Raw genomic sequence first — 21,762 nt, forward strand, 5'->3', positions numbered from 1 at the left:
ATTATAAACGCCGCTGGCGTCCTTTTACAGACGACAAGCGTTTAGCTGCTCAATACCTCGATGAGAAGTTTATTAGCAAGACCCGGATTCGCCTTACCTTTACTTTCTTTCATGACTTGTCCGACCAGGAAGCCGATTGCTTTCTGTTTACCCGCTTTATAATCTTCCACTGATTGCGGATTGGCGGCTACGACTGCTTCCACTATCCCTTTAATGGCACCTTCATCGCTGATCTGCACTAGACCTTTTTCCTCAACGATAACAGCTGGCAGTTTACCGCTCTCTAGCATTTCTTTAAATACTGTTTTAGCGATTTTGCTGCTGATGGTTCCGGCTGCAATCAGCCCGATCATCTCGCCTAGCCCTTGTGGTGTAATTTGTACCTGCGACAACTCCAGATTATTACCATTCAAATAGGCAAGCAAGTCACCCATAATCCAGTTAGCTACAGCCTTGGCATCCTGCGTATAGGCAAGACACCCTTCGAAAAAGTCCGCTAACAGTTTAGAGGATGTAATGACGCCTGCATCATAAGCTGTCAGGCCCAGTTCCTCGCTATAACGTGCTTTCCGAGCATCCGGAAGTTCTGGAATCGTTGAACGAATGGATTCTTTCCAAGCATCATCAATATGCAGAACGATCAAATCCGGGTCCGGGAAGTAACGATAATCATGCGCTTCTTCTTTCCCGCGCATCGATAATGTTTTCCCTTGTGCTTCATCCCAGCGGCGAGTCTCCTGCACAACAACTCCACCATCATCCAGGATCTCAGCCTGACGATATTGTTCATACTCCAGTCCACGCAATACACCGCGGAAGGAGTTCATGTTCTTAAGCTCTGCTCTAATGCCGAATTCCTCTTGTCCTTCTGGGCGTAGACTGATGTTCGCGTCACAGCGCATCGATCCTTCTTCCATCTTGACATCGGATACGTCACAATACTGCATAATCGCACGGATTTTCTCCAGATAAGCACGAGCTTCCTCAGGGGAGCGCAGATCAGGTTCGGATACGATTTCGATAAGCGGTGTTCCCACCCGGTTAAAATCGACTAGCGAGGCAAAACCGCCATCTACGTGCGTAAGCTTACCTGCATCCTCTTCCAAATGAAGACGAGTAATGCCGATCCGTTTGGTCTCTCCGTTAACTTCAATGTCGATCCAACCGTTCAGGCCGATAGGCTGATCAAATTGTGAAATCTGATAAGCTTTTGGTGAATCCGGGTAAAAATAGTTCTTGCGGTCGAATTTGCTAACATCACCAATGGTGCAATTCAGCGCCATCGCTGCTTTCATAGCGTATTCTACCGCTTGTTTGTTGAGCACTGGCAATACGCCGGGGTGACCCAAGCAGACAGGACAGGTATGAGTGTTAGGTGGGGCTCCAAATTCAGTGGAGCATCCGCAAAAGATTTTGGAGTTGGTATGAAGCTCTACGTGAACTTCCAAGCCGATGACCGTTTCGTATTTAGACATAAGTAATCCCATTCCCTCCTTTACTACAGCTGTGGACGCTGCTTGTGATGATCTGTATTTTGTTCAAAAGCATGAGCGACACGCAGAATCGTGCTCTCGTCAAATTCCTTACCGATAATTTGCAGACCTACAGGCATGCCTTCCGCAAAACCACAAGGAACACTCACGGCCGGAATACCCGCCAAGCTTACAGGAATCGTGAGAATATCGTTCAGATACATGGTCAGCGGATCTTCAGTCTGTGAACCCAATTTGAATGCTGTCGTTGGTGCTGTTGGGCCGATGACCACATCATATTTTTTAAAGATGTCATCAAAGTCCTGTTTAATCAAAGTACGCACCTTTTGTGCTTTTAAATAGTAAGCATCGTAATACCCGGAGCTGAGTGCATAAGTACCCAACATAATACGACGTTTAACCTCAGGGCCAAAGCCGCGGCTGCGGGAATTAAGATATAGATCAAGCAATCCTCCGCCTTCATCTACACGTGCGCCATAACGCACACCGTCAAAACGCGCGAGGTTAGATGAAGCTTCCGAAGAGGACAGCAAATAATAAGCTGCTACTGCGTATTCCGTATGTGGTAATGAAACTTCCTCCCAGACAGCACCCATTCCTTCCAGCACTTTAAGTGCAGACAAAACTGTCTCACGCACAGAAGCATCGACACCTGCTCCCAGGTATTCCTTAGGAACAGCAATGCGAAGTCCGGAAACATCACCAGTAAGTGAACTCAAATAATCAGGAATTTCTACTTTAGCCGAAGTAGAGTCTTGGGCATCATAACCAGCAATTGCTTGAAGCACATAGGCAGAATCCTCTACATTACGTGTTAATGGTCCAATCTGATCTAGTGAGGAGGCAAAGGCTACCAGCCCGTAACGTGATACAAGACCGTAAGTAGGTTTGAGACCTACAACACCACAATAGGAAGCGGGCTGGCGGATGGAACCCCCAGTATCCGAACCTAGTGAGAAGAACACTTCGCCCGCAGCTACTGCTGCTGCAGATCCGCCACTGGAACCGCCGGGCACACGCTCTAAATCCCAAGGATTGCGTACAGGACCAAAGCTTGAGTTCTCATTAGATCCGCCCATTGCGAATTCATCCATATTTAATTTACCGATCGTTACGGCATCTGCTTGCTGCAGTTTAGAAGCTACAGTAGCGTTATAAATCGGCTGGAAGTCGCTCAAAAATTGGCTGGCACAAGTTGTGCGCAGGCCTTTAGTTACAATATTATCCTTGATTCCAGCAGGAAGACCAAACAGCAACCCACGTGCTGCTCCGGATGCCAGTTTGTCGTCCAAAGCGCGTGCAGTGCTACGAGCGCCCTCCTCATTCAAGGTCAAAAATGCATTTACGTTCTTATCCCGCTCAGCGATAATCGCCAGCGATTCTTCAGTCAGTTCACTGACCGATACCTCTTTAGCAGTTAACATGCGGTGTACTTCAGGCAATCGATTTTGAAACAGGCTCAAGATTCTTCCCCCTTTCTAATTATGTAGTTATTCCAAAACAGCTGGAACCTTGAAATGTCCGTCTTCATCATCTGGAGCGTTAAGAAGTGCTTCCTCTTGCGTAAGGCTATCCTTCACAACATCCTCCCGCATTACATTGCTGACTTGCAGCACATGCGTGGTCGGCTTTACATTCTCCGTATCTAGCTCATTTAATTTCTCGGCATATTGTAAAATAGCATTCATTTGTTCTGTAAAGGTTGCCTCTTCTTCCGGGCTCAGCTGCAGACGAGCCAGCTTGGCCACATGCTGCACATCTTTAACGGTAATGCTCATAAGAAAAATCCCTCCTGTTTAAAGGGCTAAAGCGCCCGGATAACGTTTTTAATTATATTGTAGAAGCTTGGACAATTCAATGATGGGCTGTAAAACAAACGCTCCTTTATCAAAGTGAAGGGGATTCCTACACATTTTAAAGGAGCGTATCGTTAGTATATTCATAGAGAAGGGTTTTGACAGTCAGTGATTTCACAGCATTTAGCAGCGGTATGACAAAACAAAAAAGCCGGCTTGCGCCGGCCTTCCTTAAATCCAAGCTCGAAGATTCACTTGTTTGATGAAATCCGCTTGGGACATGCTTTCGCTTGACGTTGATTCCGTCTCTTCTATATCCATATCTTCACCGTTCATCAAATGATGGAACAGCTTCTCATTGTACGTGGACAAAGCATAATCAATCAACGCTTCATGCGTTGCTCTCTCAGCCTCAGCTACTAATAAATGTTCTTCCGCCTCAATGTCCTCAGCCGGAACATAAAAGTTCCTATTAGCCTCTGGTACACGAATAACATAGTCAAACGCATTATCGGGATTGCGGTCGTAAGCAATTAGGTAGCCGTATTCCCCGATAGGAAGACTCTGCTCGAAAGCGTCCGCAACAATGACAATCTTCTCTCCTAAACGCAGCATCGCCCTACCTCCTAACCCCAAAATCTTTCAAGATTTTGCTTGTTTCAACAGTCTACTAAAAAAAGATAGAACTGTCTAGTTGAAGGCTGGCCGATCCTACAAATTCTATGAAAATATACTATATTTAATAAAAATATAACTTATGGTTCAAGCGGGTAAGTTATTCTTCCTTGTCAAAAGTGCAGCACCCACTAAACAAATCAAGATCAAAATAGCTGCTGAAAGATAGGGTCCAACCCTGAAGCCTTCTCCAGCCATAAGAATTCCAGCCGATAACCCGGAAAGCCCCGCAGGTGCCCATTCAAACCATGAAGGTAATAAGCTTTGCCCTAATGATAATCCTGCCATTAGCGCTAATGCTAAAAAGGCGGCAACTGGAGATTTTAAAAATCCACTAAACAACAACGTAGCTGAGACAGCACATAACAGCCATAATCCATATACTCCAGAAGCTGCGATGACATCTCCCCAAGATAGTGAACCAATCAACTGCTCCGTGTAGTAAGCTGCGCCCGCTGCACCTAATCCTAGAGCAACGATCAACAGGGTCAGCTGCGCTGCCCATTTAGCGAACACTATTGCGGCTGGAGAAACCGGCCTTACCAGAATTAATTCCATAGTTCCGCTATAGCGCTCACCGGCTAAAACATTCATCGCGCCAAGCGCCAATACTAACATTCCGATCGTTCCGTACTGTCCCAGAGATTGCGCCATCACAGCTGCGGCACTCGGTATTTCATACCCCTCTAGCAGACCTGGGGGAACATCACCTGAAGCTTTTAATATTTCCGGCAAATAATAAGTAGTTAACGGCTGCATAATACCTAATAGGATAAAAACGACAGGTATCCAGATTAACTTATAACTGCGAGCCATTTCGAGCATTTCTTTGCGATAAAGGACCCAGGCGCTTCTCATACTCCCACCACCTTCATAAATAAATCCTCTAACGTGGAAGAACCCGCTTCAAATTGCAGTAATGGAATTTCGAGCTGCGCCGCTTCTTGCAGAATCGTCCATCGGGCCATGTCTACATCGTTCACATTAAAAATCGCCTGATCTCCGAACAACTGAGTCTCTAGTACAAACGGTTTGGCAGCAAGAGACTCCAGCCACTGAATAGCTTTTTCTTGCTTCTCTGTACGTAAACGAATAACAGGAAGGCTGTATTGTGTACGCAGCTGTGATAAAGACCCCTTCTCAGCAATCAAGCCCTGATTCATTAAAATAATATCATCGCAAATTTCTTCTGCATCATGCAGCACATGTGTAGAAAAAACTACAGTTGTCTCTTCACGTATCTCCCGCAGCAGTCCCATTACTTCTCTGCGGCCAATCGGATCAAGTGCAGATACAGGCTCATCAAGCAACAGCAGACGAGGCCGGTGCACAAGCGCCTGAGCCAGACCCAGCCGCTGCTTCATCCCACCGGAGTATCCACCAATCCGGCGACGAGCATCACCTTTAAGCCCTACACGCTCGAGCGATTCCAATGCCCTGCTGGTTGCGTCTTTGGTTCCCATTCCACTAAGCTTTGCAGCGAAAACAACATATTCATGTCCAGTCATCCAACCATAAAAAGCTGGGGACTGTGGCACATATCCTAATCCTCTGCGATATTCGGCTCCAGGACGGCTCCCCTCAAATGAAATCATTCCAGAGGTGGGTTCTAGCAGCCCTGCCAGCATACGAAGTGTGGTCGTTTTCCCAGCACCGTTAGGCCCCAGTAAAGCGACGCACCGTTCTTTCTCAATTTCAAAGCTTATATCATTTACGGAAATATGCGCCCCATAGCTTTTGCGCAAATTCTTAACTTGAAGGAGTGACATCAGACATCTTTCCTTCCTATTGTGAAATAAGCTACGCTGCCTAATATATTTCCGCAAATAATGATAATAATCCACATCCATTTTGGACCACGAACGTTATCCGCTTTGGCCAGAGATATCAGACCAATAATAGCAAGCAAAGCCTGCAGAATAATTAACGGCATGATTAAACCCCATTTTACCTCTTCCATGAAGTACCACTCCTTGTAATAGGATGAAAGGAACGAGCTTTTTACTAAAGCTTCACAACTGCTTATTCCGTCTACGTCGCTCAGGAAGAATAACAACAAGTAAGTAGACTAATGCGGGTGACGGAACTGTAGTAATCGCCCACAATCCCCAGAACCAAGCTTTTTTCCCGCGCCGTCTTGCGTCCCGGAACAGTAAGGTCCCCTGCAGCATTAACGCTACTGCTATGCCAAACCACAACCAAAGAGGCACATCCTGCAGCTCATTCATTCTTGTACACCTTCTCTATTTCTTCTGATCCTGGCGATCCCTAAGCCACCCAGTCCTACAATAGGAATGATCGCCTGAATAATCCAATAGATCATTGGCGCAGAAGTGAGAATGGATAAAAATGCGCAGATCAGGATCAATGAGACCCCCCAGAATAACAGTAGTTCTTTGCGTTCCCTTCTCTTTCTCTGCACAGCTGCATCAGCCATTAACCACTCCAGTTCCTGTAACGAAGGTGGGGTGAGGTCATCATATTGCGCATCCAAACGTTCAAGCTCTTCAGTAAGCTTGTGCAAATACAGTTCTGGCTCCTTATCCTTCTCCATCCTCATTCAGCTCCTTTCGCAATTGGTTAAGACCAAGGGACACACGCGATTTGGCCGTGCCAGAAGGAATTTGCATGATCACACCGATTTCTTCATAGCTATAGCCATAATAATGCTTCAGCAGCACAGCTACCCTCTGAGCAGAGGGTAGCTTGGAAATGGAATCAAGTACTTCACTCCATTCTTCCCCCCTGCTCTCAAACCGCCAACGAATCGAACGGGTGCCCTGCGCCTGCTGTTCCCGTTTCTTCCATTCTGCCTCACGTTTCCAGCGCCGCTTTCGATCGATAAATATTCTGGTGGCTATCGTAATTAACCAAGAGGAGAACGAAGAAGAACCGTTATAGGTATTGATTTTTTCCATACATCTGACCATCGTGTCCTGTACAAGATCCTCTGCCAGCAACGGATCCATAGTCACTTTGAGTAGATATTTGAACAGAAAAGTATAATGTTCTCGCAGCAGTGAAGACAGTGCTGAAGTATCTCCCTGCTGTGCCCGTCTGATTTTCTCCAGCGCCTGATCGCTCATCTGCCCCTCCATTCAGGATTTCGTTCTTATTTGTAATACGATTATGTATAGTGATTCGTTCAATGCGCTTTAATTTTATTTTTTGAGCTCCCAGAGCTTACGCCGCCATGGCTGAAGCAATCCTGCTTCAGCAGGGAAATGCCAAAAAAGAGGCGTTCTTCTAGGCTCGCCTCCTGAATTCACTGGTATTCTCCCATCCTTATTCTCAGATTGTATGTCCCTGCGTTCTATGGAAGTACAAAAACCGCCCTTTCCAGAACATTCTGAAAAACATCGGCATTTACTGCTGCAAAAACTAGTCCATTTCTCCTTGGAGTCATACCATCCGTAATCCAACGGGTAATATATATTCTTCTCCAATCTATTTCCCCCCATGCTTTTAAACCTATATGTAGACAAAAAAAGAACGCAAACCGGGATTAATTCCGCAGTCTGCGTGCTTCGCGAGGTTAATGTTACATTTAATTAACAATATTGTAGTCCTTTTGTATCCCTTTGTCTATCAAAAATTCCTCGATTCTTGTCAGTTCTACTAGAATGATTGTTTATTGAGGGATATAAGGGTTACGAACTTTTTCAAAACCGATGGTTGTTCGGGAGCCATGACCTGGATAAACCTTCACTTCATCATCCATTTTGTACAGCTTGCCACGAATAGAATCGAACAAATCACGTTCCCTGCCACCAGGCAAATCGGTGCGCCCAACTCCCATCTTAAACAGCACATCTCCAGAGAATAAATCATTCCCGCATAGGAAGCTGACACTGCCCGGAGAGTGCCCAGGTGTATGGTACACGCGGAAGGTATGTCCGATGAATTGCAGAACTTGTCCTTCTGCCAGATCATATTCTGCAGGATCTGTAGTTAAAGGAGATGAAACATCAGGCCACATCAATGAACCATTTAGCTTAGGGCTGCTGAGCCATTCACTCTCTAGTGGATGTAAATAAACAGGGCATTTCTTAGCTTTACGAATTTCGTCTACGCCGCCCATATGGTCAAAGTGCGCATGCGTCAGCAAAATAGCCTCGATCTCCATCCCTTCAATACTCCGCACTAATGCCGCAGGATTCATACCGGGATCAATAATGATACCCTTCGTTGGATCTGCACCTGTCAGCAAGTAGGCATTGGTCTGAAGCGGACCTAAATTAAACGAACGTATATTTAGCATTGGTCTAGAATCCGGAAATCAGACTACGCAGCTCTTTTGCGATAACTGCTTGTGATTCCGTTCCTTCCCCATAAGCTTGCCCCATAGCCTTACGTACTTCTGCGATTTTGCTGTCGTAATCAGCGGCCTCGCGATCAGGATTCTCACGTTTGAACTCTCTCATTAGGCTCTGCACATGCTCTGGACGAGGACCCCAATGTCCAAGCACATATCCGCCGGTATCTGCAAAGATCACAATCGGAACAGATCTTCCGCCCATGGTCAAGAATTCATCCATAAGCTCCTGGTTCTCCTCCAAAATGAATACCTCTGTCTTCATTCCGGCAGTCTCCAAAATACGGAATACCGCAGGGACATTACGAACTACATCTCCACACCAATCAGCGGCAAGGATAAGTACTCGCAAATCATCACGATGGTTCAGGCTTTCAAAAAATTCCTTGTCACTCTCATCTTCCCAAGAAAACTTCTCATACCAGGATTCAAAAGCCTGCTGGTTCTTCGTCATGCTTTCTACAAATTGGCGCGGTGTAAGACCTTTTCCAAATTTATGAGCTACATTCGGTTTCATTTTGCAGTCCCCCTCTTCTTGGATTTAAACCACTTATACACAAAATAAATGATGATTAGTGCTAACGCTACGAGAATAATTTCGTTGGTATACTTAGCTGCTACCTCGTCAATATCTTCCCACTTATTCCCCAATGTCATACCGAGATATACGAACAAAGCACTCCATGGAATAACAGCAAGTGTAGTCAATAAAGTGAACTTACCTAAAGGCATACGAGAAATCCCCGCTGGAACGGAAATGGCATGGCGAACAACGGGAATAAAGCGTGCCGTAAAGATTACGCCTGTCCCATATTTATTGAACCACTCTTCCGAATGATCAATATGCTTTTTTTGGATAAGAATATATTTCCCGTATTTCTCCAGTACAGGCCTGCCCCCATAACGGCCAATCCAATATACAAAGATCTGGGCAATCACTCCGCCTATCGTACCAAACAATACTGCGCCGAAAAAATTAATATCTCCACTCCATACCAAGAAACCACCGAAAGCCAATACAATTTCACTAGGAATAACTTCAATCATCAGTCCGATCATAATCCCAAAATAACCAAGACTCTGAATCCATTCAAATAATGTCGAGATCAGATCAGAAATAAAATGCAAACGTGCTCCTCCTCCCTTTTCCGCAGAATATGGCTACATGTATCAAGCTAATCGCCTTTGGCATCTTTATAAGACACTAAGCGTTTAAGCGAGTGAAATATAAGAACATAAAAGCATAGATACTAATCTTATACTTTCTTATATTTTTAAAAGCTTTGCCGCTCTGCTATATTTTCCAGTTTCTCTTAGCCTATTCTAGCACAAGCAACCTTATCACTTCTACTTACGCGGCAAGCAGCTTCCATCTTCCAATCCATACTTAAAAAGAGTTTGAGTAATAGGCATAAACAAAAAAGGTGAACAAATTCCACCAATAAAGGGAAAATGAACACCTTTTTATCTGCGCTCAATCAATAAGCCATCCAGCCGGCATCCGCCGTTATCACCGATCCATTCAAAAAGCTTGCAGCATCTGAAGCTAAAAATAAAGCTACTGAAGCAATCTCACTGCTCTCTCCTGTCCGTGGCATCGACGCCATACCTTCGCCCGCTTTTTGACTCCCAAAAGGACTTGGATCAGACAGATCAATATTTGTCTTTACCCCGCCCGGCGCTATGGCATTACAGCGAATTCCAAGCTTAGCGTATTGAAATCCTATATTTTTGGTCATCCCGATTACAGCATGCTTAGAGGAAGTATAAGCCACTCCCGCCCGCGAGCCCGCTAAGCCGCCAATAGAGGCTACATTGATGATACATCCGCTTTCCTGCGCCATAAAAATCGGCAAAACCTTACGAATGGCTCTCATCGGACCGGTTACGTTGACCGCAAGCACCTGTTCCCACAAGTCATCAGTGATCTCGTGCGCTGGCGTCATTTTATCCATAATTCCGGCATTATTAACAAGGATATGAAGGCCTCCGAACTGTGTGGTTGCGGCATCAATCATTCGCTGTGTGTCCTCTTCCTTCGAGACATCAGCCTTTACGGGGTAGACGACTCCGTGTCCCTCACCCTTTTCCGCCTTTTTGGCTACCGCTTCTACATTCGCCAGATGGATGTCCGCAGCAATCACTTTAGCACCCTGTCGGGCAAAAAGCAGAGCAATCGCTTCTCCAATCCCCGATCCTGCACCCGTAACAACTGCGACTTTATTGGTTAGTATCATATATCCGCTCCTCTGCGTCGTATGTTCGGTGCATCAAAGAATGCATGCCCATCGTTAGTATTAACACGAGTAGGCTTTGGACGGTCCTTAATTTTAAAGATTCGGTGACACTTTTACACACGCTATTGCTAAGTGAATACTGCATTGACAGCTATTAAAACAAAGAGTTATTATATATTTAGATAATTATTTAAATATCGAAAGGCAGGGTGGAATATGAATGAATCCTTCAAAGCACTAGCTGACCCTACCCGTCGCCAAATCATTCGGTTACTAAGGGAGAAAGATCGAACCGCAGGTGAAATCGCAGATTTTTTCAACATGTCTAAGCCAAGCATTTCTCACCATCTGAATGCGCTGAAGCATGCCGATCTTGTACAGGATGAGCGAAAAGGACAATTTATTATGTACTCGCTAAACACAACAGTCCTTGAAGAGGTTCTCGGTTGGTTATTGGAGCTCACTGGGACAGGTAAGCAAACGGAGACGGAGAGTAAATCACTGGACGGAAAGCAGCAACATCAGGATATCGATTCCAAAAAGGAGGCGGATTAATGATGAAAGATTTCAAATGGAGATGGCAGGATACCCTCATCGTAATATTAGGTTTAGCTACATTAGCCTACGCTCTGATCAATTACAGCAAGCTTCCGCAGGAGTTACCGGCACAATTTGGAATTACGGGTAAGGTCAACAGATACTGGGACAAAAATATAGCTATTTTTGTGTTCGGAATCTTAGGCATTGTGCTCCCGCTGATCATGCAGTTCACACGCAGCATCGACCCTAAGCGGGACAATTACAAAAAATTCGAAAATGCCTATGCCATGAGCAGACTTGCTATTGGGATGCTTTTTAATCTAATGCTGGTGCTGTCGATTGCTTACGGTCTAGGTAAAGATATAAATGTTGGGAAGATCGCCATAGGCGCTGTTGGAATAATGTTTATTGCTCTTGGCAACTACATGCCACAGGTAAAAGATAATTACTTGTTTGGGGTTCGTACAGCCTGGACGCTCGCCAACCCTGAGGTATGGCGAAAAACACATCGTCTATCCGGGATAATGTGGATGATCGGTGGCCTACTTATTTTTGCAGGAGCCTTTTTGAGCGGAGCCTTGTCTCAGCTTCTTATTATTACGGCACTCGTACTTGCAATTATCGTGCCCATTCTCTACTCCTGGATGATTTCACGTCCGCTAAAATCGTAAAGCCAGCATACTAAGCCGTCGACTCAAGTCGTCGGCTTGTTCTGTCATTTGGAACTCACGGTCATTATGTTGCCCTCCTTTATTAGCCTCCTCTTCTGCCAACCTTCTATATTCCAGAAGAAGTTCATTCCCAGAGGCGACGCAGACTAGGCCTTCCTTTCGATTTCCTTCTGCAAGCTTTTTTTGCCCCATAAGAAGCATCCCTTCAATCGCCTTCACCCACTTGGCATTGTTGTACTTATCCAGCCTAAGGCTCTGGCGCATCCAATATAACGACGCCCCCGGACGGCCACTGCTTATCCATCGTTCAGCCAGCTCCCAGCTTAAGCTGGCATTCTCGGGAGAATACAACAAACTCTGCCGAAGCAGACTCACGCTCTGTTCACCCGAGAGCAGCCTAGATAATGCTATAGCCGTTCGAGGTGACCGGGGATTCCACCCCAGCGATTGCTGTAGCAACTCTACCTTCACCGAAGGATCCACCGACATAATCGCTTGTCGATAGAACTTCTCTCCTTGAGCGGCGTGAAAAGATAGCACCCCCAGCAGAAGCGAAAAACAACACGCCGCAGTTCCGATTAGTCGGCGAAGGCGGATTTGGGGCTGTTTCTTGGGTGTGGAGTTAGCGATTAGCGGATTCGCTGGTGTAGAGACATTGGTGAGCCGGTTCGTAGATGTGGATTGAGCAATTAGTGGATTCGCTGGTGTAGAGTGAGTGATCAGCGGATTCGCTGGTGTAGAGTGAGTGATCAGCGGATTCGCTGGTGTAGAGTGAGTGATCAGCGGATTCGCTGGTGTAGTGACATTGGTGAGCGGGTTCGTAGATGTGGATTGAGCAATTAGCGGATTCGCTGGTGTAGTGACATTGGTGAGTGGGTTCGTAGATGTGGATTGAGCGATTAGCGGATTCGCTGGTGTAGTGACATTGGTGAGCGGGTTCGTAGATGTGGATTGAATTGGCAGCTTGGTCTCAGACTGAGGGTGGGTTGGCGCAGATTGATGTTTCTGCTTATCCTCAGCCAGAGCAAGCGCTGGCAGCCAGAATAGCAGCAGCCAAAATAATCCGTAGCTCCAGTCAAAATCGACGACGCTGTGTAAGACGATGACCAGAAACGGCGGCAGCAACCGCGGCGATTTAGTAGCCAGCAGCCAGCCTGCTGCCAACAGCATAAGGAGTATGGCTGCAAGACCAACGAATCCTAAGTTCAACAGGATGTCGAGGTATCCATTATGCACCTGGCTGCCTACATAAGGGCGAGATTGGGCGGCAAGGTAGGCATGCCGCCAAGTCTCACCCCCACGTCCCAGCCAAGGTGCCTCTGCCGCTAGCCGCCAGGCGTCGCGGTAGAACAGCCCGCGCGCGGATACCGTCGATGACGGTCCGGTAATCCGCTCGCGCACGTGCAGGAGGACGGCGATCCCCGCCGCCGTCCAACCCGCCGCCGCCAATGCCAGCATGGCGGCTCGGGCAGTGCCCGCCGCGCTGCGCTGGCGGCGGCACAGCCACAGGCCGGCTAGCAGCGCGCCGGCCCAAAGCCCGGCCAGCAACAGCAGGCCGGGCACAGGCTCTACCGCCAACCCGGCACGGGCCAGTTGGCGGTAGAGTAGCGCCGCGGCGGCCACGGGCGCGGCGCCAGCAGCAAGAAGCGGCGCGATTAGCTGCCGCTTCCAGAGCAAGACGGCGGCGCAGGCGCAAGCCGCCGTCAGCCATGCGCCGCGCGACTCGCTGAGGAGCAGCGCGGCGGTGTACGGGAACAGCGGCAGCAAGCGCAGCAGCGCGGCGGTCGTGCTTCCCGCTTTTCCCTGCTCCGCTTCCACGCCTTCTGCCCCTTTGCTCCTCCGTTCTGCTTCTGCGCACTCCATCCCCAGCCCAACACTTCTTGCTCCCAACATATTCACGCTCTTTTTTGGCTCCCCGTAATAAACAGCAACAGCAAATAGCCGTTCCAGCAGAAAAACAGCCATCACAGCACCAAAAGCATTCGGATATTCCATCAACCCTGCCAATCTAACCCCTGTGGCGCTCACTTCCGCTGAATTGCTGTAGGCCACAGCGAAAGGCAACTTTACCACTCCGCAAACAGCCAACAAAGCGCTCATGCTCAAAAACATACCCACCATAGACCAAGTTACATTTACAATCCGCCGCCCCACCCGGTTCACCGCACAAAAACAAACCAATAATGCAAAGCTAGCATACAAGCCCCACCGCAGCATTTCATTCATAGTTCCCTGGGAGGAAAGCGGCTCGCGCAACCAATGAATCACATAAAGCGATAGAATAATTAAAGGGACGCTTAATAATATTCTTAACGCTTTATTTTCTCCGCTAACTTCACTACCTTCACTACCTTCACTAACTCCATTGACTCCCGTAATACCACTTACTGCACCTCCCCCACTTTTTCTCCATGCGCCAACCCCAACAAGATAATAAAGCGAGCACGTACAACACAATACAAACCATAAAGTTAGAAAGGGATACATCTCCTCAGTAAAAAACAATCCCCGCAACAAACAAGCACCCACCCCAGCCGCTATCACTAAGGCTCCACAAATATATGCGGTTAATGATTCCAGACTCCGGTCTTTTTTAAAACGCCACATTTAGATACCCCTGTATTCGTTAATTTATCTCTATCCTTTCCACATTTCCCTTATACAAGACTAGAACGCAAAAAGACGATACCTCTCCACAAAGGAGCCGCACCGCCCTAACCATTTGATCTCACTAGCTGTAAAATCCGAATTCCCATCCAAAAAAACTATATAGTTGTAAAAAGTGCAGCTATTCCCGTGCTCTCGCTGCTTACTTCCACTTTAATTGTACTTTCTGCAACTGTTTTTCAAGAATCCCGCCATATGCGGGGTATTGTTCGTTTTTAAGTGTACAAAGTGCAACTAAATCACTAAAACGCAGCTTCAGAGCATATCCAGTTGCACAAAGTACAACTAAATCAACTCACCATTAGACCGCACTAGCCGTACCGTCCTAACCTTTAGATCGCACTCACTGCAACATCCTAACCATTAGATCGCACTCACTGCAACATCCTAACCATTAGATCGCACTCACTGCAACATCCTAACCATTAGATCACACTAGCTGCACTATCCGAATTCTCATCAAAAAAGCTATATAGTTGTAAAAAGTGCAGCTATTCCCGTGCTCTCGCCGCTTACTTCCACTTTAATTGTACTTTGTGCAACTGTTTTTCAAGAATCCCGCCATATGCGAAGTATTGTTCGTTTTTAAGTGTACAAAGTGCAACTAAATTACTAAAACGCAGCTTCAGAGCATATCCAGTTGCACAAAGTACAACTAAATCAACTCACCATTTGATCGCACTCACTACAACATCCTAACCATTAGGTCACACTAGCTGCACTATCCGAATTCTCATCAAAAAAGCTATATAGTTGTAAAAAGTGCAGCTAATCCCGTGCTCTCGCTGCTTACTTTCACTTTAATTGTACTTTGTGCAACTGTTTTTCGAGAATCCCCCCATATGCGGAGTATTGTTCGTTTTTAAGTGTACAAAGTGCAACTAAATTACTAAAACGCAGCTTCTGAGCATATCCAGTTGCACAAAGTACAACTAAACCAACTCGCCATTAGATCACACTAGCCGTACCGTCCTAACCATTAGATCGCACTCACTGCAACATCCTAATCATTAGATCACACTAGTTGCACCATCCTAATTCTCATAAAAAAAGCTATATAGTTGTAAAAAGTGCAGCTATTCCCGTGCTCTCGCTGCTTACTCCACTTTAAATGTACTTTCTGCAACTGTTTTTCGAGAATCCCGCCGTATGCGGAGTATTGTTCGTTTTTAAGTGTACAAAGTGCAACTAAATCACTAAAACGCAGCTTCAGAGCATATCCAGTTGCACAAAGTACAACTAAATCAACTCACCATTAGATCGCACGAGCCGTACCGTCCTAACCATTAGATCACACTAGCTGCACCATCCAATTTCCCATTAAAAAAGCTATATAGTTGTAAAAAGTACAACTGATCGAATTAGGCTGCACCTATAAGTGCCCATTCTACAGTCACCGTTCTACCATGCTACAGTCCTACCGTCCTACGCTTTCTACCTTAATATCCTCTACCCTTCTACCGAACTCTCAGTAGGAAGCAGATCCGCGCATACGCGTTCGAGGTAGGGTTTTGCTCCCAGAAAATCGCGGAATGCGGTGTATTCGCGCCATTTGACGGAGTTGTCCCCGGCTGAGCTCTTAACGGCACGAATCAAAATGTTCTTCGGTGTATTCTCCAGATCGATGAATTCCAGCAGCTGGCTGCTATAACCCATCATGTCGAGCAATTTGGCGCGAATGGCGTCTGTAGCCAAGGCGGAAAAACGCTCTTTCAATATGCCATGCGAGAGCATAGGGCTCATTACTTCATTTTCGATTTGTGCGAATAATTCATGCTGGCAGCAGGGCACGGACAAAATAACAGACGCTCCCCAACGTACTGCTTTTTCAAGGGCAGCATCGGTAGCTGTGTCGCAAGCATGAAGTGTGATCACCATGTCCACCTGCTCCAGCTCATTATACTCGGCAATGTCACCCACGAAGAACTTCAAGTGATCATAACCGATTTTGGCAGCAAGTTCGTTACAATGCTCAATCACATCTGCTTTTAAATCTAACCCAATGATATTAAGCTCCCGCTTCTTGCGAACGGTCAGATAGTGATACAGCGCAAAGGTCAAATATGATTTTCCACAGCCAAAATCCACAATCGTCAACGGTCGGCCTGTTGGCAGATCGGCAAGCACGTCCTCTACCATCTCCAGAAAACGATTGATCTGCCGAAACTTATCATATCTTTTGGCCAGCACTTTGCCTTCTTTATTCATGATTCCAAGCTCCACCAGAAATGGCACAGGCTCTCCATCCTCCAGCACATAACGTTTGCGACGGTTGTGAGCTAGATCCGGCTCTTCCTTTTTACTTGGAGACTTGGTTAGGATTGATACTTTGAATTTCTTGCTAATAAGCACCTGATAATCGGCTTCTACTGTACACAACAAACCTTGCCGATACGTTTCTCTAAATAAAAGAGATATTTCTTCCGCCGCTAATTCTGCGGGTACGTTGCGATGTTCTACCTTTGTGCCAATATAGGACGCAAACTGATAATGCAGCTTCCCCTTTAGTTCAACAGGTTTAACCTGCACTTTGGTACAATTTTCGCCTTTATAACGCACTTGACTTAGGGTAGCCGTAATCAAAGTACGGTCGTTAATTAGTTGTTCAATTAGAGCTGTTAAAGATTCCACAACGCACATCTCACTTTCGGGATTAAAAATGGAGAATCTATGTCTCCTAACCATCACCGTTCATTATATCACGTGTTAACAAGAGCCGTTCCTTGTTCTAGCAGGGCTTAACATGCAGTTCTCCACTAACTATAGTTAATGCTCGCCCAGACATCTTAATCTCGTCTTTACTTACCTCTAACTGAAGCAAACCTCCACGTTTCGAAGCTTGATAAGCGGTCAACTGCGTACGATTGAGTCTATCCGCCCAAAAAGGTGCCAATGCAGTATGCGCTGAGCCTGTTACCGGATCCTCATTCACTCCTACCTTCGGCGCAAAAAAACGTGATATACAATCAATACCTTCGATAGAGCTTTCTGCGGTAACCGCGAAACCTCTCCCTTCAAGCCCGGATAAAGCTCCGAAGTCAGGGCTGAGTTCGCGAACCCGGGTTTCCTGATCCAGTCGTACAAGTACATTGTCAGCATATCGCATAGTTTCCACCACATTGGCTTCTGCAATACCAAGTGCTGCTGCGAGACCTGAAATTACAGGAGAGGGTTGAAGCTGATAAGGCGGGAAGTACAGTGAGATCAAATCTCCTGAACGAGAAGCTCTGAGCAACCCACTGCGTGTATAGAACCTTGCTTCCATGTCAGGCGCTAGCAATCCGCTCTCCCATAGTACATGCGCAATTGCTAGAGTCCCATGCCCACATAGCTTGACCTCAACTTTAGGTGTAAACCATCGCAGGCGATATCCATCTTCCTCTGGCCAGAGAAAAGCTGTCTCTGACAAGTTCATTTCCGCTGCTGTCTTCTGCATATAACCTTCATCGACAGGATGCTCCAGTAAACATACCGCCGCAGGATTGCCTGAATAAGCCTGTTCTGCAAAAGCATCGATAATATATAAAGGGATATTCATCGTATTCATCAGGTTCCTGCTTCCTTTCGTATCGCTGTTACCCTGCCCCACTCTTTTAACCCCTGCTCTACTTCCTCCAGAGGAAGGGCACCTTGTTCCAATTCTGCAGATGATTTGAGCAGCAGCCGATTGTACAGCTTATCCCCTTCTATTACAACATCTTCTCCTTGCTCCCACAGCCGGTAGAGGCTGTCCTCCGCTTTACTATATCGTCCTACCGACTCCATATACTCCAACAGTAGCCGCTCCGTTTTAGACGGGAGACGATAGGCCTGCACATCCTGCAAGAGTTCATCAATTTCCTGAGTCATATGCAGCAGCTCCCTGTCTGCTCCATGAAGATCCGCGTACAAATATAAATGTAAAGCTCTCATACTTCTAAATAATGCTGCATCCTTATCGCCATTTGCCGCATAAATGCTGCCTTCTTCCTTCAGCAGTTTGGCCAGACCTTGAAGCTTATCGGACTCAACCACACCGCCAAAACGAAACATATCTATGATATCTTCTACAGATAGTGAATTTAAAAGACGTGAATTCAGCGGAAAATGCCGGTTCAACAGCTCATCGATTTCCCATAAAGCTTCTGTCGTCTTCCGTTCCTGCTTCAGAGAAAATACCTTGGCAACCATCGCCGTCATATCTTCGATCATCCGGACAATATAGTCTCTTCGAAACATGCAATTCCTCCTTTTCCGTACTGTGGTAGCAAAAAATTCAGGACTCAGACCACTTAAGTTATTCTATTGATTTATCTTAAACCATTGCCGAATTCTATGCCAGTTAAGGAGAATACCAGATCATTAGATAGCCCTTAAAAAAAGAGGCAGCACACGCCATAATGGCGCCGTGCTGCCTCTTTGTAGATATTTTTTTTATACGCGGCTATTGTCTAAAACGGAAGCCTGAACAAAATCCTTTATGATCTCGGCTAATCGTTCAGGAGATTCAAAAAGACTCATGTGGCCTGCACCCGATATCGTTGCTTGCGTTATATTCGGTTTATCCGCAGTAAAAGTTCGTTCAGCAGGAATCAATCCATCCTGCTCGCCAGCAACAAGCAATACCGGCAACGTAGTGGCCGTAATTACATCCCGTCGATCTGGACGCTCACGCATCGCCAGTGCAGCTCCTGCCGCTCCTTGTGGAGGCGTTTTGTAGCCGATTTCTTTAGCGCGCTCCAGCAGCTGTGGGGATACAGAAGCGGTTGCTTCAGCAAACAATCCTGGTACGAAGCTGTCTACGAAAGGAGTAATCCCTTCATTTTGAATCGCGCTGACACTCTTCAGTCGTTTTTCCTTAGCTTCTTCACTATCTGGATAAGCAGTAGAATGAATTAATCCAAAGCCTTTCAATCGAGAGGCATAACGCTGAGCAAACGATAGCGTAATATATCCGCCAAGCGAATGACCAAGCATGATGCATTCAGCAATCTCCAGCGAATCTAACAGACCCAGAACATCATCTGCCATTTGTTCAATACTATAAGGTCCTAATGGAGCTTCCGAAGCTCCGTGACCACGTAAATCGGGAGCAATCACTCGGTAGCCGCTGCTTAAGACAGGAATGACTTGTTCCCAATATTCAGCGCTTCCACAAAAGCCATGCAGCAATACAATAACTTCGCCTTTCCCCTGATCACTGTAGCATATATTGCTTCCGTCACAACGAACTCTTTCCATGGCTGCTTCCCTCTTTCTAGAATACTAAGATAATGTCTAATATCTATTATTAAGCAAAACAGCCCGCCTTGAAACGGACAACTTATTTTTAAGTGCCCAATGGGTACTACTGGAGTCCGAATCCTTTTGCTGCCGCTATAGCGATATGTTCTGCCATAACCATCACTCTATGCAGTGGAGTGGTCTGCAACGTTCTATAGGGTTTCGGGCCATTCATATCTACAACGGCCGCCAAACTATAATGACCTACGGCTGGAAGATTTGCCCCCACCGATTGTGCAGGCTGCAGTGGCTCACTCGAAACGAAGTAATATCCAAGCGCGATCGGAGGGCCCAGACAAGCATCTACCGCAATTACAATATGTCCGGAGGGAATCTCAGCCACTCTGGCCACCAAATTATCTGCATCGCAAGGAGACGGCAACGTACCGATTACATGTCGGAAGCCATGTTCCACAAGTTTGCTGCCCGTCAGCGGACCGAGTGCATCTCCTGTAGACCGATCTGTTCCAATGCACAGGAACGTGACTTCCTCGGCGGAATGCAGAGCAGCTATTTCCATGAAAAAGGACACTAATCCAGCATCGTCCATTTTAATGCGTTTTCCGCTTCCCTGTTCTCTGATTGCCAATACATTTCCTCCCTTCGATGATATTTTTGATCTCATGCCTTTAATTTAACATGATTTCAGTGAACCCGACAAAAAAATGGTGGTCAAGCTGCCAAACATGGTAAAATACATGAATCAGTATACAGAGAGGATGTTTTAACCTAATGGATTTAACAAAGCCTAGTCAGGAAAATGTTGAGTATATGATCGAGGCTATCAAGAACAAATTAAAAATGGCCAGTGCCGCGGCGATGCAAGCCTCCGCTTTTTCAGTAGATCATTATGAAGATATCTATGATGTTTATGAGGTAGCCATGGGCAGCGACAGACTGAGTATTTCTCAGGTGGAAGCACTCGTCTCCGAACTCGGCCGTCTACGTCATAAATAATAGTTCTCCCTATTACAAGAAGAACCGATGTTGCCGTCCTTTAAAGATGACCACCGCTTCTCGTAGAAAAAAGCCCTTCGCTGCGTATCCAGAAGATGGATTCGTAGTCGAAGGGCTCTTTTTATATGATCCTACTTTATGAAATTAAGCTTGAACTCAGTATCTGCATGGCCTACTCGTGTACCCCCGTCATTGTAAATCACGCCTGAAAATGCATTGCGCAGCTTTTCCAAGGTATTTTTCTGACTATAACCAATTTGATTTAAAATTCCCTGTACAATAAGTCCCCACTCTTCTTCCGACCCATCCAGAATCTTGAAGGCAATCCCCAGTCGCTCACGGCGTAAGCCGAAGCAATACACACCCTTAAATCCACCCTTAGCAATAATATTATCATCTTCCAAAAGAATAGAATCAAGGCGACCAGATCCAGAAACCATCTCCGGATAAGCATTCATTGCCGTTGTAATAGTAGTAACCGCTTTGCGAGTAGCTTCATCTGCAATCAAATCCGGATTGGCTAATTTCAAATAGGCCGTCGCCAAGGCGGTCAGAGGCAGAGCAAACACCGGCAGCCCGCATCCGTCCGTACCTAAACCGATACTGTCTGGGGCCACACCGGCCATATAAGCAATGGTGGAGATAATCTCACGCTGCACCGTTTGCTCCGGCTGTGAGTATTCTTCAAGCGGCAAACCTTTGAGCTTACTGTAAGATAAGATACCCATGTGCTTGCCCGCACAGTTATGATAGAACTTTCTTTTGCCCGCACCACGAATGGCGTTCTCCCTGCTGGAATAATCCAGTGGGTAACTCGTTGCACAGATCATTTGTTGCTCATCGATGCCAATCTTGGAGGATATGCTCTCTAGCGCAGCTACATGGTAGCTCTCTCCCCGATGAGAGGCGGTCATCAGGGCAACCTCTGCGGGTGTAAAGCCGTAATGCTCCACAATCCCCCCACGTACGCCTGGAATAGCCTGAAGGGGTTTAGCAGCTGAACGGGTGAACGATACAAATTCCGGATCACCTGCATACCCCTTTAAATTTCCGTTCTCTCCTACGATGGCAATATGCCCACTATGGACACATTCCAGCAAATCCGCCCGATACTCTCGTACTAATACGGTTTCCATGATTTCTCTCCTC

At 46.4% G+C, this 21,762-nt stretch carries 24 protein-coding genes; 3 read left to right on the plus strand and 21 right to left on the minus strand.

Annotated features, from left to right (window positions below; translation table 11 throughout):
- Positions 1–41: 41 nt before the first annotated feature.
- The 14 genes from gatB to NSQ91_RS27735 form a co-directional block, all read right to left on the minus strand.
- On the minus strand, positions 42–1,487 hold the full coding sequence (gene gatB / locus NSQ91_RS27670; RefSeq protein WP_036680163.1) for an Asp-tRNA(Asn)/Glu-tRNA(Gln) amidotransferase subunit GatB: 1,446 nt from the start codon (positions 1,485–1,487) through the stop codon (positions 42–44).
- Between the two features lie 11 nt (positions 1,488–1,498).
- Positions 1,499–2,956, minus strand: coding sequence for an Asp-tRNA(Asn)/Glu-tRNA(Gln) amidotransferase subunit GatA (gatA, locus tag NSQ91_RS27675; protein WP_076128638.1), 1,458 nt, complete (start codon positions 2,954–2,956; stop codon positions 1,499–1,501).
- 27 nt (positions 2,957–2,983) lie between these two features.
- A complete protein-coding gene (gene gatC, locus NSQ91_RS27680) occupies positions 2,984–3,271 on the minus strand; it encodes an Asp-tRNA(Asn)/Glu-tRNA(Gln) amidotransferase subunit GatC (protein WP_036680166.1) in 288 nt (95 codons plus the stop codon).
- A 249-nt stretch (positions 3,272–3,520) separates the two neighbouring features.
- Positions 3,521–3,904, minus strand: coding sequence for a hypothetical protein (locus NSQ91_RS27685; RefSeq protein WP_036680170.1), 384 nt, complete (start codon positions 3,902–3,904; stop codon positions 3,521–3,523).
- Positions 3,905–4,051: 147 nt separating this feature from the next.
- Positions 4,052–4,822 carry an ABC transporter permease subunit gene (locus NSQ91_RS27690; RefSeq protein ID WP_076128640.1) on the minus strand — a complete coding sequence of 257 codons (771 nt, stop codon included), beginning with the start codon at positions 4,820–4,822 and terminating at the stop codon, positions 4,052–4,054.
- Positions 4,819–5,733 carry an ABC transporter ATP-binding protein gene (locus NSQ91_RS27695; RefSeq protein WP_076128642.1) on the minus strand — a complete coding sequence of 305 codons (915 nt, stop codon included), beginning with the start codon at positions 5,731–5,733 and terminating at the stop codon, positions 4,819–4,821. Before NSQ91_RS27695 ends, NSQ91_RS27690 begins: the two co-directional genes overlap by 4 nt.
- Positions 5,733–5,924: a PLDc N-terminal domain-containing protein gene (locus tag NSQ91_RS27700; RefSeq protein WP_036680175.1), complete on the minus strand. Its 192-nt coding sequence runs from the start codon at positions 5,922–5,924 to the stop codon at positions 5,733–5,735. The genes NSQ91_RS27695 and NSQ91_RS27700 overlap by 1 nt, the downstream gene beginning before the upstream one ends.
- A 52-nt stretch (positions 5,925–5,976) precedes the next feature.
- A complete protein-coding gene (locus tag NSQ91_RS27705) occupies positions 5,977–6,192 on the minus strand; it encodes a hypothetical protein (protein WP_076128644.1) in 216 nt (71 codons plus the stop codon).
- On the minus strand, positions 6,189–6,518 hold the full coding sequence (locus tag NSQ91_RS27710) for a YxlC family protein (RefSeq protein WP_076128645.1): 330 nt from the start codon (positions 6,516–6,518) through the stop codon (positions 6,189–6,191). The genes NSQ91_RS27705 and NSQ91_RS27710 overlap by 4 nt, the downstream gene beginning before the upstream one ends.
- Positions 6,505–7,050, minus strand: a complete 546-nt coding sequence (sigY, locus tag NSQ91_RS27715; protein ID WP_076128647.1) for an RNA polymerase sigma factor SigY — start codon at positions 7,048–7,050, stop codon at positions 6,505–6,507. The genes NSQ91_RS27710 and sigY overlap by 14 nt, the downstream gene beginning before the upstream one ends.
- Before the next feature lie 545 nt (positions 7,051–7,595).
- Positions 7,596–8,225, minus strand: coding sequence for an MBL fold metallo-hydrolase (locus NSQ91_RS27720; protein ID WP_076128651.1), 630 nt, complete (start codon positions 8,223–8,225; stop codon positions 7,596–7,598).
- 4 nt (positions 8,226–8,229) lie between these two features.
- The gene (locus NSQ91_RS27725) at positions 8,230–8,796 is read right to left on the minus strand and encodes a thioredoxin family protein (RefSeq protein WP_076128653.1); all 567 of its coding nucleotides are present in this window, start codon (positions 8,794–8,796) and stop codon (positions 8,230–8,232) included.
- Positions 8,793–9,407: a DedA family protein gene (locus NSQ91_RS27730; RefSeq protein ID WP_036680184.1), complete on the minus strand. Its 615-nt coding sequence runs from the start codon at positions 9,405–9,407 to the stop codon at positions 8,793–8,795. Before NSQ91_RS27730 ends, NSQ91_RS27725 begins: the two co-directional genes overlap by 4 nt.
- Positions 9,408–9,757: 350 nt before the next feature.
- Entirely contained in the window at positions 9,758–10,516 is a 759-nt protein-coding gene (locus NSQ91_RS27735; protein ID WP_076128654.1) for a glucose 1-dehydrogenase, read from the minus strand.
- A gap of 216 nt (positions 10,517–10,732) precedes the next feature.
- Here NSQ91_RS27735 and NSQ91_RS27740 point away from each other — a divergent pair, with 216 nt between their 5' ends.
- Positions 10,733–11,071 carry an autorepressor SdpR family transcription factor gene (locus NSQ91_RS27740; protein WP_076179758.1) on the plus strand — a complete coding sequence of 113 codons (339 nt, stop codon included), beginning with the start codon at positions 10,733–10,735 and terminating at the stop codon, positions 11,069–11,071.
- Positions 11,071–11,727, plus strand: a complete 657-nt coding sequence (locus NSQ91_RS27745; protein WP_052097330.1) for an SdpI family protein — start codon at positions 11,071–11,073, stop codon at positions 11,725–11,727. The genes NSQ91_RS27740 and NSQ91_RS27745 overlap by 1 nt, the downstream gene beginning before the upstream one ends.
- On the opposite strand, the gene NSQ91_RS27750 is transcribed toward NSQ91_RS27745, so the two are convergent.
- The 6 genes from NSQ91_RS27750 to yyaC all read right to left on the minus strand — a co-directional run bounded on the left by NSQ91_RS27750 (position 11,716) and on the right by yyaC (position 20,245).
- Positions 11,716–14,334 (minus strand): O-antigen ligase family protein, encoded by a 2,619-nt coding sequence (locus NSQ91_RS27750; protein WP_076304771.1) that lies wholly within the window; start codon positions 14,332–14,334, stop codon positions 11,716–11,718. The genes NSQ91_RS27745 and NSQ91_RS27750 overlap by 12 nt on opposite strands.
- 1,509 nt (positions 14,335–15,843) lie before the next feature.
- A complete protein-coding gene (locus tag NSQ91_RS27755) occupies positions 15,844–17,034 on the minus strand; it encodes a class I SAM-dependent methyltransferase (RefSeq protein ID WP_076303094.1) in 1,191 nt (396 codons plus the stop codon).
- A gap of 88 nt (positions 17,035–17,122) precedes the next feature.
- Positions 17,123–17,941, minus strand: coding sequence for a PhzF family phenazine biosynthesis protein (locus NSQ91_RS27760; RefSeq protein ID WP_340920783.1), 819 nt, complete (start codon positions 17,939–17,941; stop codon positions 17,123–17,125).
- The gene (locus NSQ91_RS27765) at positions 17,941–18,612 is read right to left on the minus strand and encodes a DUF6483 family protein (RefSeq protein WP_076128661.1); all 672 of its coding nucleotides are present in this window, start codon (positions 18,610–18,612) and stop codon (positions 17,941–17,943) included. Before NSQ91_RS27765 ends, NSQ91_RS27760 begins: the two co-directional genes overlap by 1 nt.
- Before the next feature lie 195 nt (positions 18,613–18,807).
- On the minus strand, positions 18,808–19,614 hold the full coding sequence (locus NSQ91_RS27770) for an alpha/beta fold hydrolase (protein ID WP_076304772.1): 807 nt from the start codon (positions 19,612–19,614) through the stop codon (positions 18,808–18,810).
- A 106-nt stretch (positions 19,615–19,720) separates the two neighbouring features.
- On the minus strand, positions 19,721–20,245 hold the full coding sequence (gene yyaC, locus NSQ91_RS27775; protein ID WP_256716550.1) for a spore protease YyaC: 525 nt from the start codon (positions 20,243–20,245) through the stop codon (positions 19,721–19,723).
- A 143-nt stretch (positions 20,246–20,388) separates the two neighbouring features.
- Here yyaC and NSQ91_RS27780 point away from each other — a divergent pair, with 143 nt between their 5' ends.
- The gene (locus NSQ91_RS27780) at positions 20,389–20,613 is read left to right on the plus strand and encodes a DUF1128 domain-containing protein (protein WP_036680203.1); all 225 of its coding nucleotides are present in this window, start codon (positions 20,389–20,391) and stop codon (positions 20,611–20,613) included.
- A gap of 131 nt (positions 20,614–20,744) precedes the next feature.
- On the opposite strand, the gene NSQ91_RS27785 is transcribed toward NSQ91_RS27780, so the two are convergent.
- Entirely contained in the window at positions 20,745–21,749 is a 1,005-nt protein-coding gene (locus tag NSQ91_RS27785; RefSeq protein ID WP_076185432.1) for an asparaginase, read from the minus strand.
- Between the last annotated feature and the right edge of the window lie 13 nt (positions 21,750–21,762).

This window comes from Paenibacillus sp. FSL R7-0048 (genome assembly GCF_038004505.1).
GTDB lineage: Bacteria > Bacillota > Bacilli > Paenibacillales > Paenibacillaceae > Paenibacillus_AQ > Paenibacillus_AQ odorifer.